This window comes from Thermodesulfobacteriota bacterium (genome assembly GCA_025062045.1).
Lineage (GTDB): Bacteria > Desulfobacterota > Syntrophorhabdia > Syntrophorhabdales > JANXAF01 > JANXAF01.
Map to the genome: position 1 here is coordinate 109,579 of JANXAF010000006.1, position 16,974 is coordinate 126,552.

A 16,974-nucleotide genomic window follows, 5' to 3' on the forward strand; every position below is an offset into this window, starting at 1 on the left:
TTCCCCCTTTAGTTTTCATCGAATGACTTTTTTATAACGTTTAGGATATCCTCTTTTCTCGAGCCCGGCGTGAAAACAGCACTAACACCCATTTTTTTTAGCTTTTCTACATCGAAAGGCGCTATGATCCCTCCTACGAAGATCTTAATGTGCGTTAGATTGTGGGTTTTTAAAAGCTCGATAAGTCTTGAAGTGTGGTATAGGTGCTCTCCACCGTGAAAGCTAAGCCCAATCGCATCTGCATCTTCCTCGATAACCATCTTTAGGATTTTTTCCGGAGAGTTGTAAAGGCCCGCGTATATGATTTCGTACCCGGAATCTTTTAACCACTTTGAAACTATCCTTAGGGCATTGTCGTGTGCATCCAAACCCATCTTTGCCATAATTATCCGCTTTTTTGTCACCCCATCCATTTACCGATCCCTAAATCGCCTTAATGCGGAATTTCGAATCCTAAAGCATCTCTCATGGCATCGCATATCTCTTGCAAGGTCGCCCTTTGTCTAGTAGCCTCCATAATAGGTAAGACAAGGTTTTCTCTTGGTACCCTTTTTGTTGCCAGATACAAATCTTTAAGAGCCCTAAATGCTGAATCTCTGCCTTTTTTATTTTTGTAGTTTATCGCATATTCTATCCTCTGTCTCTGCATGTCAGGTCTTTGGGTGAATATCTCGATGTCTGTATTAGCCTCTTCATCCCTAAATATGTTTAGGCCCACAATTGGAAGCTCCCCACTTTCAATCTGCTCAGCGAATCTGTACCTTGCTTCATTTAGGACGTTTTCGACAAAACCACTTTTAAAACATTCTATAAACCCTCCTCTTTTTTCGATATCTTTTACAAGTTCCCAAATTTTTTCCTCCAACTCATCAGTTAAGGCCTCTAAAAAATATGAGCCACCCAAAGGATCAACAACTTTCGCACATCCTGTTTCGTAAGCTAAGATCTCCTGAGTTCTAAGTGCCAGTTTTTGGGCTTTTTCTGTCGGTAAGCAGTAGGCCTCGTCGTAGCATGTTGTATGAATCGATTGAACCCCGCTTAGAATCGCGGCAAGTGTCTGAATAGAAGCTCTCACTATATTGTTCAATGGTTCTTGTGCTGTAAAAGTGAGAGAGGACGTTTGAACTGCACATCTAAATTGCATGCTTTTTTCACTTTTTGCACCAAAAATCTCCTTCATAACTCTAGCCCATATCCGCCTCATGGCCCTAAACTTGGCAACTTCTTCAAAAAGATCCATATGGACGGCGCAGAAAAACCCTATCCTTTGCGCAAAACTATCCACATGGAGCCCCCTCCTTATAAGCCTTCTTACGTAATCCATGCCTAAGGAAATACCGAATGCGGCCTCCCACACTGCATCTACACCGCATTCCCTTATGTTCCTTGAGTTTACGTTGAGCACATTCCATCTGGGAGCTACCTTTAAAAGATACTCCACAAGGTCAAGTCCTATCTCCAAAGCGACATCTATCGGAAAAAAAGCCGTGTTGGCTTGATAGGTCGGCCCAACAAGCTGTGTGAAAGGACAGTTCATTATCGTGCCCTGGAGTTGATATGCAGGGATGCCCCTTTCTTCGGCCATAAGTAGGTACTGAGCCATCATAACAGCGGAAGATGGGGGCGGAAAAATAAGGGTTGTACTTATCCTATCGATCGGTATATCCTTGAAAAGGACGGTCATATCTTCATAAGTACACATTGAAGTACCCTGGAGACCTACATCCGCCTGGGCCAAAGGATAGTCTGGGTCTAGACCGAGTTTTGAAGCTATATCTGAGTCTATGTTTATTCCAGTCTGCCCCATTTTGAATAGGAACTTAAGTAGTTCGTTACTCTCTTCTGGAGTTCCAAATCCACTTTGCTGCCTTCGCGTCCAAAGCCTACTCCTGTACATGTCCTTGTAAATTCCCCTTGTGAACGGGTACTCGCCTGCATCTGGAAGCTTCTTGTTCCAGCATTTCTCATCGTAGATTCTTTTGTACTCGATTCCAGATAGGGATCTAAAATGGGGAAGTCTCTCACCAACTGTGTGATCATACGTGGTTACGAACTTATCAGGCATCCCCCCCTCCTAAAGCACTGCTCTTTCTTATGCCCTTTAGGCCATTCATGAAAAGATTAAACACAATCGCTGAAAGCTCTTCTGGTTTTAACGGTCCTTTAGGATCGTACCACTTGTAGATCCAGTTCATCATGGCAAAAAGACTGAAAGTCAAAGCTACGGCGACTTCTTTTTTTGTCCCTTCACCGACTAGATCGCTGACAATCTCTAGAACCATCTCATAATATCTCCTCTCTTTTGCCTTTATATCGGCAAGGTACTTCCTGGGCAAATTATACGATTCGTGTAGGAGTGTTTTAGCGTAGTTTTTTTGCTTTGCGTAGTGGCCTATATGGAGATCCACTATATACTTAAGTTTTTTTTCGCTGTCTTGGATCCTTCCGACCTTTTCTTCTAGCGCCTTTATGTCGGCCTCTACGTAACTTAAACATATCCTGTAAAGGATATCCGCCTTTGAATCGAAGTAGTAATACACCCCACCTTTTGTAACTCCGGCAAGATTCGCAATCTCATCTATTGTTGTCTCAACGTAACCCTTTTTGCTGAAAAGGTTGCTCGCCGCATTCAAGATTTCCAAGATTTGAGCGCCATTTGTATTTTTTTTGGAAAATTTTCGTCTTTTCATAAACTTAGATTCAGAAACCTACCAGTTGGTATCTTTATATCCTTAACTTTAAGAAGTGTCAATAGAATAATCTTTTTGATGCAACCTACTCTGCACTACCAAAACTTTGTCATCCTCCAACTGTAAAGACCGTAGTTTTAGACCCATCGGAGCCTGAATAGAAATGCTTTAGGAGCACAAAGAAGCATTTATTTTAGCAAAGCCTATCGGGTCATTTTTCGAAAAAGTTTTACCCGGAGAATGATCTCAAGAATTTTCCATATTTGACGATAATCATTTTAGAGTTACAGCCAGACCGGAGGTTGGCCAATGCTTGTCATGTTTGGATTTATTGTAGTTCTAGGGGCAGTTTTAGGCGGTTTTGCAGAGGCCGGTGGTCCTTTTCCCGTCCTCTTACAGGTTGGGGAATTCATAATAATTGGCGGAGCTGCCCTCGGCGCACTGCTGATTTCGGCCCCGCCGAATCTTTTAAAAAAAATTGGAAGAAGAGTCGTAAGTCTTATCAAGGGTAATAGGATAAACAAAACGGTGTACCTAGAACTACTTAAGCTCCTATACGAACTCTTCCAAGTCATAAGAAAGGATGGTCTTATCGCTCTGGAGGCGCATATCGAAAGACCTAAAGAGAGTCCAATATTCCAAAAATACCCGAGGTTTCTTAACGACCAGCACATCATGAATTTCTTGACCGACACATTAAGACTTATAATCATGGGAGGTGTTTCTGCACATGAGATAGAAATGATAATGGATCAGGACATAGAGATTCACCATACGGAAGGTGCGAAGCCAGGCGTCATTCTCTCAAAAATAGGAGATTCGATGCCCGGACTCGGAATCGTCGCAGCAGTTTTGGGCATTATAATAACCATGCAGGCAATAGGGGGACCGGCAGAACAAGTAGGGAAGAAGGTTGCAGCAGCTCTAGTAGGAACTTTCTTGGGGGTTTTTATGTGCTATGGCTTTTTGCAACCAATAGCAACCAATATCGAGATAACCAATGAAGATGAGACACGACTATTCGAGGTGATAAAAAATGGAATAATATGCACCGCGAAAGGTTTTAATCCGTTGGTCGCTATAGAGTTCGCAAGACGATCTATTTCTAGTGATTTCAGGCCTACATTTGAGGAGATGGAAGCGTATGTAAAAGGGCTTCAAGGAGGACAGAAAAGTGAAGGATAGCGAAAGGGTACCCCCTATAATCGTTGTCAAAAAGAAAAAAGGTCACGGAGGGCATCACGGTGGAGCTTGGAAGGTTGCGTACGCAGACTTTGTGACAGCGATGATGGCGCTATTTATAGTCCTTTGGATAATGAGCCAGAATCAACAGATAAGAGAGGCAGTTGCAGCTTACTTTCGCGAGCCAGGTGTTTTCACTTCCCAAAAAAAAGCTGGGATTTTAACCGGTGAACCACTGCTCTTTCCCAAAAACCCTCCAATTACTGCTGACCCACAAGAAAAGGAATTAGAGAAACTGAGGGAGCAAGGGAAAAAAATCGGCGAGATTGTTGCTTCATACCCAGAATTCAAAAAATTCCGAGACAAAGTTGAGATCAAAGTGACCGAGGAGGGGATGCGGATAGAGTTAATTGAGACATCGGAAGGTCTTTTCTTCGATGTAGGAAGTGCAAAAGTAAAAAAGGAGACAGAAGAGCTACTCAAAATGATCGCGGCTGAGCTCGGTAAACTCGACAATGAGATCATTATTGAGGGACATACCGATGCGAGACCGTATATAACCGTCGGCTACTCAAACTGGGAACTAAGTGTAGACAGGGCCAATGCGGCAAGAAAGATCCTCGAAGAGAATGGACTTAAGAAAAACCAAGTAATAATGGTAAAAGGTCTTGCAGACAGGGCCCTAAAAAATCCTGATAAACCGTTCGATTTCTCCAACAGGAGAGTGGCAATTATAGTTACCACTTCGAAGGGGAAAGCGGAGCCTAAGAAGGAAAAATCTTCAATCGGCGTTAAGCTTCAAGAATTCAAGTGATGAACGAGAAAGGAAAATACAGGGTTGCTGTATTCAGCGGAAAGCTTAGCGTAAAAACGAGGCTTGCCGGAGGGGATTTATCCAAATTTCATTTCTCTGTGTCTGAAAAACCAAACGAATTTCTTCTTATAGTTAAGACCATAAGACCTGAAGTTATCTTGCTTGATGAAACTGCGCTTGCTTATTCGCCAGGAAACCTTTTGGGTAAGGGAATCGATGAAAAAGAGATGCCCTTTTCTATCCTTTTTCTCTATTTGGACCCAGAAAAGGTATCATGCACAAAGTGGATGGACTATATATCGGATTTTGTGCGTATGGATGAATTATTGTTACCCGTTTTTGAGAAAAAATTGCTCCTTCATGCTGAAAGCCAGAGACTTAAATCGAAGGTTATGGAACTTGAAACGCTCCTTATAAAGAACAGAAGCTTTGTGCGGGACCTCGAGGAACTCATCCTCACCATCCTTGATCTAAAGGTACCGGGAATAAAGGATAGGGCCTATGCCGCCAGAGATCTAGCCTACTTTCTATCAGAAAAAATCGATCTCAATGAGCAGGAAAAGGAGGAACTGACATTAGCAGCTTTACTACATGAAGTCGGAAAGATTGAACTGCCTGACCAAATTCTACATAAAGGCCAGGAGGCAACTTCTCTTGAGGTAATACGGCAATATAGGTCACATGCCCTGATAGGTAGGAAGATTTTATCATGCCTTAAGGACTTCCAAAATGTTTCACTTCTTGTTGGAGAACAGTACGAGAGGTTCGATGGGGAGGGTTTTCCCGAAGGCCTAAGGGGTAATCAGATGTCGAAAAAAGCCTTAATCCTTCAGGCCATAGTATTTTACGAGGAAGTTTTAGCAAAAGAGTTAGAAAAGGATGCCATTTTAGAATACATTTACTTCGCCTCCGGAAAAGTCCTAGATCCTTCCATCGCATGTTATCTCGCAGAATACGTAATGGAAAAAGAGGTAGTGACGGATTCTAGGATCTCAAAGACCCCTATTTATGAGCTGAAACCCGGAATGGTAATAGCGGAGGATTTGTATTCAGTGAACGGGACAAAGATTCTTTCAAAAGGATCAAGGATAACGGAGCATGTATTGGAAATCATAGAAAGGAGAAAAAACGTCGACCCAGTTGTCGGATCGGTTTACGTGTATAAGTAACCTTTGGAAATCTTATCATATGCAATGGACAAAGTCCTGGGTGGATTTTATCTTCCAACGAGAAGTGAAAGTCTTATTTCGGCTAAGTCTGTTTTGGAATATCTTTACAAAAAAATGGACTTTTAACGAATGAGAGTGAAAAATGCTTGGTCCAGGAAGACCTGTCAAAATCGTATATGACGTAGACATAATAAGAGAAGAAATTTACGTAAGGAACTCTTTTACGCACGAAATAGAAGGAAACAGTATTTTGGTTTTTCAGACTGATCCTCCCTTCACACCAAAAGACATAGGAAAATTTGTAATTGTCACCTATCTGGAAAAAAAGGAGAAAGATCATCCAAGATTTGGGTTTACTGGCCAATTGAGAGAAATAAGAAAAAGTGTGAAATTCGAAAACGGTGCAACAGCCGATCTCATTCTCATAGAAAAATTGAGCGACCCTTTTCCATACAACCTCCGTAGGTATGTTAGGGTCCAAATTCCTTCCTATGTGAACATAAGATTTTACTTGAACGGTGAAATGATTCCGCTGATAGACCTTTCAGTTGGAGGAGCATCTTTCGTTTATAATAAGATACCTGGCTTTTCGGAGGGAGAGGTCTTAAAGGCCCGTATTGTCACTCCCGTAAGATCGATCGATCTGGAAACGAAGATTTTAAGGATAGAAGATAGAGATTTTGGGAGACAAAAAGTATTCCATATCTCCTCCGAATTTGTAAATACTCCGGCCCATGTAAAGAACACTTTAACCACTATTCTTTTTGAGGTCGAAAAAGCACTAAGATCTTATCCTGAACGTTCCAACGAATGAGTAAATTATTCTTGATCTTTCACTCCCGCTCTATCTGACCGGTTTAAAGACTCATTAGAAGAGGAACCTTAAAAACCTACCATAGCGATCTAATAATTTTTGCTAGGAAGAGGGGTAATCCCCTCTTTCCGTCTTAGAACTCAAATGGGCTTGCACCAAGACTCCTTCCCACTTCCTTTGCGAGCTCCGCAATTCCGCCTCTAAACTGAAATGCCTGTTCAAAACCGATTGCCCTTAAAGCCACAACCGCAGCAGCAGCCCTATCCCCTGTATGGCAGATTACGACTATCTTTTTGTCCTTTGGTAGCTTTGCAAGGTTTTCGGGTTTGAAAATCTCATGCAAGGGTATCTCCAGTTTATCCCTCCAGGTAACACCGACTATCGCCACCTCTTGGGGTGTTCTCACATCGAGTATGACGAAAGGTTCCCTCTTTTTGATCATGTCAAGGAGCTGAGTGGTTGTTACCTGGCAAGGCCTTTTAGCTATCATCTCAGGTGTGAACATGGAAAACATGGTGTTAAACTTTTTTGCTAGCTCCCTGTCGTAGCCGAAGGCCGCAAAAGATATTGCCAGCAGAGTTACAACAAAAAATACTGTGAGAGATTTTTTCATAAGCATCCTCCTTTTTCTGGGTTTTAACGTCATTTATCTTATGGCTTTACATTCTCCTTGTCAACTACTTCCTTTAATTCTCCGATTTTTCACAGAAATTCTGAGGTCAAGTGCGTAAATATCTTCTTCGAGTTGCGCTTGATGCTACTTTTAACTACTTAGTATTACTTCCATCCATAACGTTAAATGATCCTCTTGACAGAAAGGGTACAAATAAAGTATAGTGCTACCAATATCGTAGAAATATTATGAGCATCAATGAAGACATGTATTTAACAATTGGGAGGTTGGTTATGCTCATTTTTGCACTTTTGGTTATTGGTGCCCTTTCTCTTTCTTTTTTTAGTCCTTCAAACGCCGAGATGCTTATTGAGAAAAAACTCGAAGAGATAGTCGTCACCGCAACAAAAATCGAGAAACCGTTGGATCGTATTCCAGCTCGTGTGGATGTCATAACTAGAGAAAGAATAGATGAAACACCATACATTAAGATCGACGATATCTTAAGGACGATCGCTCATGTAAACGTTGTAAGAACACTGGGTATATACACGCTCGTTCCAACAGTCACACTGAGAGGCCTCTCCGACGAGCAGGCAAGAACTCTTGTACTTCTTGACGGTATTCCTTTAAACAAGGCGGATACTGGCAACGTAAATTTTAACAGGATAAACGTGGAGGAGATAGAAAGAGTAGAGATTTTTAAAGGACCTGCATCATCAATCTACGGAAACAATGCGATGGGCGGTGTTATACATATAATCACAAAAAAACCTGATAAACCCTTTTATGGTTTCATCCAGGGGTTTTCCGGCTCTTTCGGAACGTACGGCGGAGACCTTCTCCTCTCGGGAAAGAAAAAAAAGGTTTTTTACAGAATTACGGCAAGGAATCTAAATAGCGATGGGTATATATCAGTTCCTCCGTATAGGAGGACAGCCGATACCGTAAAAAGATTTGCCATTGAGAATGCTGGAACACTCCTTGTCGGATACGAGCCTACCGACGAAAACACATTGACCTTTCGCGCGGAAACTTATGACGATAAAAGGGGTGAAGGCAGAAAGATAAGGCATGTGAGAGGCATCCACAGGGACTTTGATACAACCTCATACGCAATAAACTACAAAGGACAGATCCAAAATTTCACGATAAGAGGAAACGCATTCTATACAAACGAAAATTATAGGAGAGTAAGTGAGACGATAAGGCGTGGCAGTTACGTAAGATTTGATGTGGACTCTGAAAGAATCGATAGTGGAATCGATCTTTCTTTTTCATTTGGAGTAGGAAAATCCTCGACCCTAACAGTTGGTGGTGATCTGCGAAATGGGAGCGTTGATGGAAAGGATATATATATTACATCGCCGGATCTGACGTTAAATAAAGGAAAGATAAGACTCGTAGGGACCTGGGTTCAGCACGAAGTACCATTTTCGGAGGGAAAACTAAACTTCCTTATGGGCATAAGGTACGACCATGCGCACTTTTACGATGGCGAATTCTTCTCCACCCTTTCTGAATTTAAAGCATATAGTGGAAAGATACGATCAAACACATGGGATGCTATCTCGCCGAGGTTCTCCGTAAAGTACCACTTCCATCCAGCTTTGAGTGGTTACTTTTCATATGGAAGAGGTTTTCGCGCATCCATCTTAGACGATCTTTGCAGGACCGGTATCATGTGGGGACTCTACAAGGAGGCAAACCCAGACCTCAAGCCAGAAAAAATTGACACGTACGAAATAGGTTTCGACTGGAGATCCAACGAAAAATTTAAACTATCAGGTAGTCTTTATTACTCACTGGGCAAGGACTTTCTCTACTATGTTCCAACAGGTAGGGTTCTTTCTGGCAGGGCCCTCTACCGGAGGGAGAACGTAGGAGAAGTAGAATCTAAAGGATTGGAGGCCTCCTCATCGTACAACCCACATAAAAACCTATCCTTTTCGTTAAATTACACCCTAAGCTACGCTGAGATAAAAGAATTCAAAAAAAGGCCCGACATGGAGGGGAAGGAACTTACGAGAACCCCAAGATATCAGATAAAAGGGAATATAACCTATTTGGGCGGACCTTTAGCTATAAGCCTACTTCCAGCGTATAAATCCTACCAGTGGATCTATACAAACGAAATAACTCAAACTATGAAAAGACTCGGCGGATACTTCGTTCTAGATGCCAGGGTCTGGAAGAATTTCGGAAAAACTGTGCAGGCATCCGTCGATTTCATGAACATCTTCGACAAAAAGTACATGGAATCGGCAGATGAAAGAAGCCCGGGATTCACTGTAATTGGAAGGTTAAAATACTCTTTTTAGGAGGTGCGACGTGAAAAGGGTCTTACTTAAAAATCTCATTCTCATTCTATTTGTTTTCTCATCCGGTCTTTCTTTAGCCGGAGATTTAAAATTACCTTCCTTATTTGAGGAGGCAAAAAAGAGTATAGGAAGGATCGATTACGTCATAACAAACGTGGGATATACCTCTGGCTCTTTGGCATACCTGGACGGTCTCGTTCGAGTAATCGAAAATCACAAAATCTCTTTGAAAAATGTCCAGTATGTGCACAGTGATTTCTCAAAACCTCTCTTTTTCGCATTCATCAATAGGGATTCAGGAAATCTTTTTTACTATGACTCTCTTGGAAAGAGAGGACTTTATTCTGTGGCTTTTGATGATATTGTAAAACAGGCACACGAGTGGCAAAAAAGAATCACTGAAAGAGTCTTTTCTGGCTTTGAATTCTCGATCCTCACAATCTCACAGATGCTCATGAGGAATGCTCCCTACGAGCTTATGAAGGCAGCGGAACTTCACAATCACGTGTGTCCCGGGCTTTGGACCGGCTACTTCATATCTAAATTCATCACAAAAAGCATAAGCCCCGACGAAGAGCTTACGATCTTTGCTATCCCTCCATCTTGTAAAGACGATGCCTTACAGACTATGCTTGATAAAACTGTAGGAAAGAGAAATCTGTATTCCCGGGAGCTTACCGAAGAAGAAAAGAAGCTTTATCCCGATCTAGCGGGAGTCTATGTTTTTTGGGACAAAAAGAAAGAGACAATGAGGGCGGTTTTTTTAAAGTACCCACTCGGAGAGTTGAGAAAAGCAGCTGGAATTGACGAAAAAGAGTATCCATGGCTTTGGAGAATGAAATTGAACGAGTGGATAGTCAAAAACTTGTCTACTGCAGAAAAAGCTGTTGAGATAATAAAGGAAGTTCCAATAGACAAAAAGAAGCTTGATGAATTGAAGATGATGAAAATCTCTCTTAAGGACCTTTGAGAAATACTAAAGAGGGCCCATTCCTTGGGCCTTCCCTTCTTCAAAGGAGTTTGCACTGACTAACGTTTTTTACCATCAATCGGATTTAAGGATCACTATTTCAATCCTTCTATTTAATGCCCTACCTTCCTCTGTTTCGTTGCTCGCAATGGGTCTAAATTCCGCAAAACCTGATGCGGAAAGTCTATTTGGTGGAATCTTTGCTTTTTCGATGAAGTATCTTACGACTTCCGTTGCACGTCTAACCGATAGTTCCCAATTCGATCTGAAATATTCGTTGTGAATGGGAACATTATCGGTATGGCCCTCTATCATTACCGGATTTCTAATCCTTTTTAGCACAGGTGCTATCTTATCTATCGTTTTTTTTGCGTTTTCTTTAAGGTCTGCCCTCCCTTCGTCAAAAAAGGCTCTGTCAAGGATCCTGATAACAACACCCCTTTCATCCCTTAGTATCTGTATCTGGTTTGCCCCTTGACTTCTTTTTATGTCTTCAAGCTCTCTTTCCAGTTCACCTCTTAAAGCGTCAAGCTCGTCGATTACGCCACCAAAACCTTCCCCTTCCAGTATCCTTGAGCCTGAAATGAAGATGCTTTTTAAGTGTCTCGAGACCTCTTTGTATTTTTCTGCATCCGTTTTAGAAAATGAGTACATCATGATAAAGAGTGCAAGAAGGAGCGTTATAACATCGGCATAAGTTATGAGCCACCTTTCTACGTTTTCGTGTTCTTCTGTTCTTCCTTTCTTTCTCATTATTATTAACTCTCTCCTCTTTTTTCAGGAACAAGGAAAGACAGTAACTTCATTTTTATCACATTCGGGTTCTCCCCTGTCGCAAGGGAAATCACACCTTCCTTTATCAATTCAAGATGTAGCGCTTCTTCTTGATGTTTGGCTCTAAGTTTGTCAGAAATGGGAAGGTAAATGAGGTTCGCCATCGCAACACCCCATAGTGTTGCTATAAATGCGGCCGCGATGGCGGATGCCATGTTCGACGCGTTATCCATATTCGAAAGAGCGTGTATGAGACCCAGAACGGTTCCCATAATTCCCAAGGTAGGTGAAAAACCGCCGAGCTTCTGAAAAAATATAGCTCCCGATCGGTGCCTCTCTTCAATGTATGAGATTTCTATGTCGAGAATCTCTCTGATCTTTGTAGTGTCAAATCCGTCTATCGCAAGCTGAAGAGCTTTTCTGAAAAACGGGTCCTTTATTTTTTGTAGGTCTGCTTCGAGACTTAAAAGCCCGGATTTTCTCGTCTTTTGGGCGAGTTCAAATATTGTTTCTATAAGCTCGTGGGAATTCAAATTTTTGTCTGAAAAGGCGACTCTCAATAGCGCGGGTAAACTCACTAATTGACGAAAAGAGGTCGTTATCGTAGCAGCTCCAAAAGTCCCGAAGACAACGAGTATCACTGCAGGAAGCTGAAATAGGGACGTTATCTTTCCTCCCTCCAAAACGAATGCTACTATCACTGCTCCAATTCCCAAAAGAAGACCGAATACTGTCGTTACATCCATAATCACTCATCGTCCCTTGTCTTTTTCATTATTTCTCTCTGTCTCCTAAAAATGTAGCTTACGAGCATATCCCTTGCCTCTTCCGTTATTTCCACATATCGTGCCGCAATCTCCCAAAACAGTTGGCCATCTACAGGTTCCTCCTTAAATCTTACAATCTCCGCTATCGTCCTGATTTTTGCTTCAGAGCTTCCCGGAAGACTGATTACGAGTTCCAAATATCTCTTCTCGGGCTTACTCCTAGATAAAAACCGAACACCTGAACCGCTTATATCTAACGTTGTTGATGACAAAAGATAGACAGGGCTTTCGGTTTTCGACTCAATCCGTTCAACTATCATATCTAACTTCTTATCTATTACGTCGAGGTAGCTTAATATAATGTTAAAATCGCTTACGGGTTTTAAACTCCTTAAATCGCCCAACTGGCGTTTCAAAGTTTCTAGGGTGACTTTTTGAGAATCATAAAGTATCCTTTTTCTTACGACTCCAAACTCACTCTCATCAATTTCCCGATATTCTACAGAAAGACCATCTTTTAGTCTGAAATACTCTCTTCTTTCAGAATCAAGCATACCAATTTTGACTGGATTTTTCTTCCCCACTGATAATTTCAAGAAAGGCTTCCACAACTTCAGGGTCAAATTGAGTTCCGCTACATCTTTTTACCTCCATCAGCGCTTCTTCCCTTGTCATCCCTTTTCTATACGGCCTATCAGTAACCATGGCGTCATACGAATCACAAACAGCCAAAATTCTGGCTCCAATGGGAATCTCGTCTGAGCTTAGGTGATCGGGATAACCCTTTCCGTCGTATCTTTCATGGTGGTATCTCACAAGTCTTGCCTCTTTTAAGAGAAGGTCAAACCTGCTTAAAATTTCTTCACCAAATACCGGGTGTTTCTTCATCAATTCGTACTCTTCTTCTGTAAGGCGACCAGGTTTTAAAAGGATACTATCAGGAATCCCTATCTTTCCCAAATCGTGAATGGGACCAACCAGTTCCAGTCCGTGTCTTTCGCACTCAGGAATACCCATAAGGGTAGCAACTCGTAAGCTTAATTTTGCAACCCTTTGGCAATGGCCCTGGGTGTAAGCATCTCTTCTGTTTATTGAAATTATTAGGGAATTAAGCGTCTGCATGAGACTTTCGAAAAGGCTTTCGTAAAGCATCATGTTTTCTATCTGCACTGAAGCATTTTCGGCTATGAGCTTGAGGAGAAAAACATCTTCCGATAGGGTCTTTTCCTTGGTCTTATCTTTTTTCTCGAGACCCAAAAATCCTATGCACTCCTTTTTTATTAAAACTGGAACCAGAAGGAGCTCATCTAACTCTACGTACTTTTCCGAAACGTTTTGGTCTTTAGCGAGATGTCCATTAAGAAATATCCTCTTTTCCATTTTTTCTTTCTCACCCATCACCTTAAAGGGTATGATCTCCTTACTGTCCATGTCCACTGTGTAATAAGCAACGGATCTACCTTCGAATACATCCCGTGTTACTTCCAAAACCTTTTCAAAGACATCTTCACCCACCTTAATAGCGTTGAAACGGGTAGCTATCCGATACATTGCCGTAAGTTCTTTTATTCTATTCTGTAGTTCCCGATTGAGGAGCATTATTTTCTTTTTGTCTTCAAGGGATTGGTGGTTTTTTAGATTTTCCCCAAGGAGTTCCTTTTCCCTTTTGGCCCTCAAAAGACTGAGCCAAAGTTTATCGAATTCGATTGGCTTTAATATGAAATCGGAAGCACCTTTTTTCATCGAGCTTATTATCACATCAGGCTCAAGATACCCCGTGACCATTATGACGGGAATCGTTGGGTCTTTGAGCTTTATTTTCTCGAGTAATGAAACCCCGTTTATGTCAGGAAGCTTTACGTCCGCCAAAACGATGTCAATCCTTTCTGCATCTAGAATCTTCATACCCTCTAACCCGGTGTATGCCTTAAATACCTCACACCCATTGAGCTTTAGGAATTCCGAAAGCATTTCGACTATTGCGGGCATATCGTCTATTATCAGAACCCTTGTTCCTTCAAGCATTATAAACCCCACCTAAAGTTACTCGATTCGAAGCATCTTCAATCTCAATCCTTCAAGCCTTTTGATTTCGTCAACTAGGTGTTCCGTATCGCTGGGTAGCGATCTCTTAGGCTCTTCTTCCGTCTTTTTTCCGACGTTTTTGTACCTTTCTATCTCTTGATAAAGCTTTTGAAGCTTGAGGAAAAGTTCCCTGTTTAGCTTCTTAAGCCTAACCTTCTCTTTCGCATTTTTCACAATGACCCTCAACTCCTCGAGCCTAAAAGGCTTAATTAAATAGTCAAATGCCCCTAGTCTTACCGCATCGATTGCCGTGTCTATCGACGCGTAAGCAGTTATTATGACGAATTCGGTAAGATCATCTATCTCCCTTATCTTTTGAATAAGCTCAATACCTGACATACCTGGCATGCTAAGATCCGTAATTATGAGGTCATACCTGTGATTTTTATACCTTTCGAGGGCCTCTATTCCGTCCCTGGCACCGTCTACTGTGTCCGCCTCATCCCTTAAGTACTCTCTAAGAAGGGAAACAGTCTCGGTATTATCATCGACTATAAGGATGCTAAAATACTCACTTTTCTGATTCATGTCTTCTTGCTTTGTTGGCTACCTTCGCCCCTATCCTCTCGAAAAGAACTTTTTTCATTGCCTCTTCTGAAATTACTACCCGATCCTCCGAGACTTCCGGAGTGGTCACCTTTTCTTGTGACTTGGGCCTAATCTTCATGTGCTTAACATAGGTTCTGATTATGGCTGTAATTCGTAAGTCAGTGATGGTCATCTTGGAACTCTAGATTCTATATCGGCAGGCCAAAAAAAAACTTAAGGGACTCCCCTACTCCTCCTTATCTAGAAATGCAGGCATGGGAGGGAAGGGAAATTTTGGTTGATACGATGCGATGGCTCTCTTTTTCATTGAGAGATTATCCATCTCTTTTAGAACTTTCGTCTTTATAGATTCTAGCCTTCTTAGAATCTCTTTTTCCATCTCTACGTGTTCCTTCTTAACCCACGGAAAATCGACACTTTTTTCCATTATAGACTCTAAAAGTCCGTCTCTCGCTTTGATAATCTCTATGAATGCCTCATCGTCCGGCTCGGATAAAGCATCTTCGGTAAGCCTCACAAATTGGGATATAAGCTCTTCCACGTCCATCACGCGAAAAGCAAAAAAACGTCATCCGGAAATTGCTCGGATATCCGATTGAGATCTACATGAGTCACAATGAGGTACTTTCTCCCTTTTAAATCGTTTAGGAGCTCTTCCTTTTTTCCATCGTATAGCACAATCTCTGGAGCCTCGGTAAAGCTTTTCTCTTTCATGTATGATTCAAGTTGTGCTTGTACAAATTCGATCTTTTCCCCGTTAGGGTGTACTATAAGTTCGGCTATTCTTACATAGGGGTGATTCAAGTAGTAGTCAAACTTTTTTAGCCAGCTTTTCTTATCCCACTCAATGATGAAAAAAGTATCGCTCAATATGGGAAAAACCAGTTTTTCGTCCGTGATTTCCGCCTTTGAAGCTTTTTCTATCAACTGGTCTTTTGTTAAAAAATGGTAGATACCCCACTTGTCCTGTAATTTTCTTAGATTTTTTTGTATTGAAAGCTCGTAATCTGCCACTTCATTCATGAAGGTTCTATTTCCAAAATGGTACACAAAGGACTCGCAAGAGATCAAAGTCTCGTATCCTGCGTGCTTTGCCCTTATGCAAAAATCGTCATCTTCAAAATTCCCAGGAAAGAAATTTTCATCAAATCCCCCTATCTTTTCGATCACCTCCCTCTTTATTGCCATACAAAGCCCAATTATGTAATTCTGCTTATGTAGAGACCCTTATTCTCCTCCTTTAGTTTTACGGCGTACGCGGAAAGTTTCCCAAAATCCACCTTTAGCGGATCATCAAACCTTAAAGGACAATCCTCGATCATTTGCCCACCGTATACGTAATTGGAGAGGGGACCCGTTATTCCTATCTTGCCTTTATCGAGGAGTGGTTTTATAAGGCCCTTAAGCCAGCCGGGACTTACTAAAGCATCGTTGTTAAGTATTAAAACGTAGTCTCCTTTCGATACCTCAATCCCCCTATTACATCCTCTTGCAAAACCCTGATTCTTCTGAGCCCTAAAGTATTTTATCTCTGTCCCTTTCCATCTCTCCTTAAACTTCAAAACCTTACCCAAGAAGGGTTTTTCAGAGCCATTGTCCACAAGGACGATCTCATAGGGAAGATCAGTATACCGTGCTAACGATTCAAGACATGCCCTTGTGTACTGCCAGTTCTCTTTGGCAAGTACAATTACGCTTGTCATGCCAAAGGGCTGAGCTGGCTCTCTAAATTCTATCTTTTCTTTTTTCAGTCCCTTTTGTCTTTGAGGAACCGTATGTCGGATCGCCATTTCTGTAAAGATAGACCGAACTTTTTTTACCTTCTTTGGGGAATAATTCTGCTCAATAAACTGTTTCCCATTACGGGATAAGGTCTCCCAAAGATTTCTGTCATTGTATACACGTATGACCTCCTCCGCAAACCTTTCCGCATCATCGGCTATTAAAATGTTCACTCCGTGAGTAAGTCCCATCGCTTAAACTTCAATAGATGCCGTAACCACAGGGAGGCAAAGGAGAGGGCTTCGCCAATCTTTCCCTTCATCCCCGACCCGTACCTCAAAGGAGCGACCGATGCTCTTGCCCACCTGAGGTGACTTACATACCCTGTAATAATTATATCTTCCTACGGATCGTTGTTCCAAACGAAAAGTTTTACATTTTTTAGGTTTTTTATAAGCGGGAATATTTCATTGCAAAGATAAAAAACGGCATCCATTTTTGGTG

Annotated in this window: 19 protein-coding genes; 6 read left to right on the plus strand and 13 right to left on the minus strand. The window is 41.7% G+C overall.

Going from position 1 to position 16,974, the window contains the following annotated elements; translation table 11 throughout:
- Positions 1-8 precede the first annotated feature (8 nt).
- From NZ583_06000 to NZ583_06010, 3 genes are read right to left on the minus strand one after another with little or no spacing between them, the layout of a single operon-like run.
- Complete coding sequence (locus tag NZ583_06000) at positions 9-413, minus strand: cobalamin-dependent protein (protein ID MCS7281159.1); 405 nt, start codon at positions 411-413, stop codon at positions 9-11.
- 20 nt (positions 414-433) lie between these two features.
- On the minus strand, positions 434-2,065 hold the full coding sequence (locus NZ583_06005; protein ID MCS7281160.1) for an acyl-CoA mutase large subunit family protein: 1,632 nt from the start codon (positions 2,063-2,065) through the stop codon (positions 434-436).
- Positions 2,058-2,690, minus strand: coding sequence for a TetR/AcrR family transcriptional regulator (locus NZ583_06010; GenBank protein MCS7281161.1), 633 nt, complete (start codon positions 2,688-2,690; stop codon positions 2,058-2,060). The genes NZ583_06005 and NZ583_06010 overlap by 8 nt, the downstream gene beginning before the upstream one ends.
- Before the next feature lie 309 nt (positions 2,691-2,999).
- Between NZ583_06010 and motA the strand changes: the two genes are divergently transcribed.
- From motA to NZ583_06030, 4 genes are all read left to right on the plus strand, one after another.
- Positions 3,000-3,875 carry a flagellar motor stator protein MotA gene (gene motA / locus NZ583_06015; protein MCS7281162.1) on the plus strand — a complete coding sequence of 292 codons (876 nt, stop codon included), beginning with the start codon at positions 3,000-3,002 and terminating at the stop codon, positions 3,873-3,875.
- Positions 3,865-4,686, plus strand: coding sequence for an OmpA family protein (locus tag NZ583_06020; GenBank protein MCS7281163.1), 822 nt, complete (start codon positions 3,865-3,867; stop codon positions 4,684-4,686). Before motA ends, NZ583_06020 begins: the two co-directional genes overlap by 11 nt.
- Positions 4,686-5,855: an HD domain-containing protein gene (locus NZ583_06025; protein MCS7281164.1), complete on the plus strand. Its 1,170-nt coding sequence runs from the start codon at positions 4,686-4,688 to the stop codon at positions 5,853-5,855. Before NZ583_06020 ends, NZ583_06025 begins: the two co-directional genes overlap by 1 nt.
- A gap of 142 nt (positions 5,856-5,997) precedes the next feature.
- Positions 5,998-6,669 (plus strand): PilZ domain-containing protein, encoded by a 672-nt coding sequence (locus NZ583_06030; GenBank protein ID MCS7281165.1) that lies wholly within the window; start codon positions 5,998-6,000, stop codon positions 6,667-6,669.
- A 133-nt stretch (positions 6,670-6,802) separates the two neighbouring features.
- Here NZ583_06030 and NZ583_06035 read toward each other — a convergent pair whose 3' ends face one another.
- The gene (locus NZ583_06035; GenBank protein ID MCS7281166.1) at positions 6,803-7,282 is read right to left on the minus strand and encodes a rhodanese-like domain-containing protein; all 480 of its coding nucleotides are present in this window, start codon (positions 7,280-7,282) and stop codon (positions 6,803-6,805) included.
- A 293-nt stretch (positions 7,283-7,575) separates the two neighbouring features.
- Here NZ583_06035 and NZ583_06040 point away from each other — a divergent pair, with 293 nt between their 5' ends.
- Both NZ583_06040 and NZ583_06045 read left to right on the plus strand, forming a co-directional pair.
- Complete coding sequence (locus tag NZ583_06040; GenBank protein MCS7281167.1) at positions 7,576-9,603, plus strand: TonB-dependent receptor; 2,028 nt, start codon at positions 7,576-7,578, stop codon at positions 9,601-9,603.
- Positions 9,604-9,613: 10 nt separating this feature from the next.
- On the plus strand, positions 9,614-10,573 hold the full coding sequence (locus NZ583_06045) for an FmdE family protein (protein ID MCS7281168.1): 960 nt from the start codon (positions 9,614-9,616) through the stop codon (positions 10,571-10,573).
- A gap of 75 nt (positions 10,574-10,648) precedes the next feature.
- On the opposite strand, the gene NZ583_06050 is transcribed toward NZ583_06045, so the two are convergent.
- Genes NZ583_06050 through NZ583_06090 form a run of 9 tightly spaced genes read right to left on the minus strand, consistent with a single transcriptional unit; the run spans position 10,649 to position 16,721 of the window.
- Complete coding sequence (locus tag NZ583_06050; protein ID MCS7281169.1) at positions 10,649-11,326, minus strand: OmpA family protein; 678 nt, start codon at positions 11,324-11,326, stop codon at positions 10,649-10,651.
- Positions 11,327-11,331: 5 nt separating this feature from the next.
- Positions 11,332-12,093 (minus strand): flagellar motor protein, encoded by a 762-nt coding sequence (locus tag NZ583_06055; GenBank protein MCS7281170.1) that lies wholly within the window; start codon positions 12,091-12,093, stop codon positions 11,332-11,334.
- A 2-nt stretch (positions 12,094-12,095) separates the two neighbouring features.
- A complete protein-coding gene (locus NZ583_06060; GenBank protein ID MCS7281171.1) occupies positions 12,096-12,668 on the minus strand; it encodes a PilZ domain-containing protein in 573 nt (190 codons plus the stop codon).
- The gene (locus tag NZ583_06065) at positions 12,661-14,139 is read right to left on the minus strand and encodes a response regulator (GenBank protein MCS7281172.1); all 1,479 of its coding nucleotides are present in this window, start codon (positions 14,137-14,139) and stop codon (positions 12,661-12,663) included. Before NZ583_06065 ends, NZ583_06060 begins: the two co-directional genes overlap by 8 nt.
- 18 nt (positions 14,140-14,157) lie before the next feature.
- On the minus strand, positions 14,158-14,727 hold the full coding sequence (locus tag NZ583_06070) for a response regulator (GenBank protein MCS7281173.1): 570 nt from the start codon (positions 14,725-14,727) through the stop codon (positions 14,158-14,160).
- Entirely contained in the window at positions 14,711-14,920 is a 210-nt protein-coding gene (locus NZ583_06075; GenBank protein ID MCS7281174.1) for a hypothetical protein, read from the minus strand. Before NZ583_06075 ends, NZ583_06070 begins: the two co-directional genes overlap by 17 nt.
- Positions 14,921-14,974: 54 nt before the next feature.
- Positions 14,975-15,295, minus strand: a complete 321-nt coding sequence (locus NZ583_06080; GenBank protein MCS7281175.1) for a hypothetical protein — start codon at positions 15,293-15,295, stop codon at positions 14,975-14,977.
- On the minus strand, positions 15,295-15,936 hold the full coding sequence (locus NZ583_06085) for a hypothetical protein (protein MCS7281176.1): 642 nt from the start codon (positions 15,934-15,936) through the stop codon (positions 15,295-15,297). The genes NZ583_06080 and NZ583_06085 overlap by 1 nt, the downstream gene beginning before the upstream one ends.
- A gap of 11 nt (positions 15,937-15,947) precedes the next feature.
- A complete protein-coding gene (locus tag NZ583_06090; GenBank protein ID MCS7281177.1) occupies positions 15,948-16,721 on the minus strand; it encodes a glycosyltransferase in 774 nt (257 codons plus the stop codon).
- Positions 16,722-16,974: the final 253 nt, after the last annotated feature.

Bases quoted from the DNA above. Each gene is read 5' to 3' on its own strand.
- NZ583_06000 (MCS7281159.1), bottom strand. From the start codon at position 413: ATGGATGGGGTGACAAAAAAGCGGATAATTATGGCAAAGATGGGTTTG.
- NZ583_06005 (MCS7281160.1), bottom strand. From the start codon at position 2,065: ATGCCTGATAAGTTCGTAACCACGTATGATCACACAGTTGGTGAGAGA.
- NZ583_06010 (MCS7281161.1), bottom strand. From the start codon at position 2,690: ATGAAAAGACGAAAATTTTCCAAAAAAAATACAAATGGCGCTCAAATC.
- motA (MCS7281162.1), top strand. From the start codon at position 3,000: ATGCTTGTCATGTTTGGATTTATTGTAGTTCTAGGGGCAGTTTTAGGC.
- NZ583_06025 (MCS7281164.1), top strand. From the start codon at position 4,686: ATGAACGAGAAAGGAAAATACAGGGTTGCTGTATTCAGCGGAAAGCTT.
- NZ583_06030 (MCS7281165.1), top strand. From the start codon at position 5,998: ATGCTTGGTCCAGGAAGACCTGTCAAAATCGTATATGACGTAGACATA.
- NZ583_06035 (MCS7281166.1), bottom strand. From the start codon at position 7,282: ATGAAAAAATCTCTCACAGTATTTTTTGTTGTAACTCTGCTGGCAATA.
- NZ583_06040 (MCS7281167.1), top strand. From the start codon at position 7,576: ATGCTCATTTTTGCACTTTTGGTTATTGGTGCCCTTTCTCTTTCTTTT.
- NZ583_06050 (MCS7281169.1), bottom strand. From the start codon at position 11,326: ATGAGAAAGAAAGGAAGAACAGAAGAACACGAAAACGTAGAAAGGTGG.
- NZ583_06055 (MCS7281170.1), bottom strand. From the start codon at position 12,093: ATGGATGTAACGACAGTATTCGGTCTTCTTTTGGGAATTGGAGCAGTG.
- NZ583_06060 (MCS7281171.1), bottom strand. From the start codon at position 12,668: ATGCTTGATTCTGAAAGAAGAGAGTATTTCAGACTAAAAGATGGTCTT.
- NZ583_06065 (MCS7281172.1), bottom strand. From the start codon at position 14,139: ATGCTTGAAGGAACAAGGGTTCTGATAATAGACGATATGCCCGCAATA.
- NZ583_06070 (MCS7281173.1), bottom strand. From the start codon at position 14,727: ATGAATCAGAAAAGTGAGTATTTTAGCATCCTTATAGTCGATGATAAT.
- NZ583_06075 (MCS7281174.1), bottom strand. From the start codon at position 14,920: ATGACCATCACTGACTTACGAATTACAGCCATAATCAGAACCTATGTT.
- NZ583_06080 (MCS7281175.1), bottom strand. From the start codon at position 15,295: ATGGACGTGGAAGAGCTTATATCCCAATTTGTGAGGCTTACCGAAGAT.
- NZ583_06085 (MCS7281176.1), bottom strand. From the start codon at position 15,936: ATGGCAATAAAGAGGGAGGTGATCGAAAAGATAGGGGGATTTGATGAA.
- NZ583_06090 (MCS7281177.1), bottom strand. From the start codon at position 16,721: ATGGGACTTACTCACGGAGTGAACATTTTAATAGCCGATGATGCGGAA.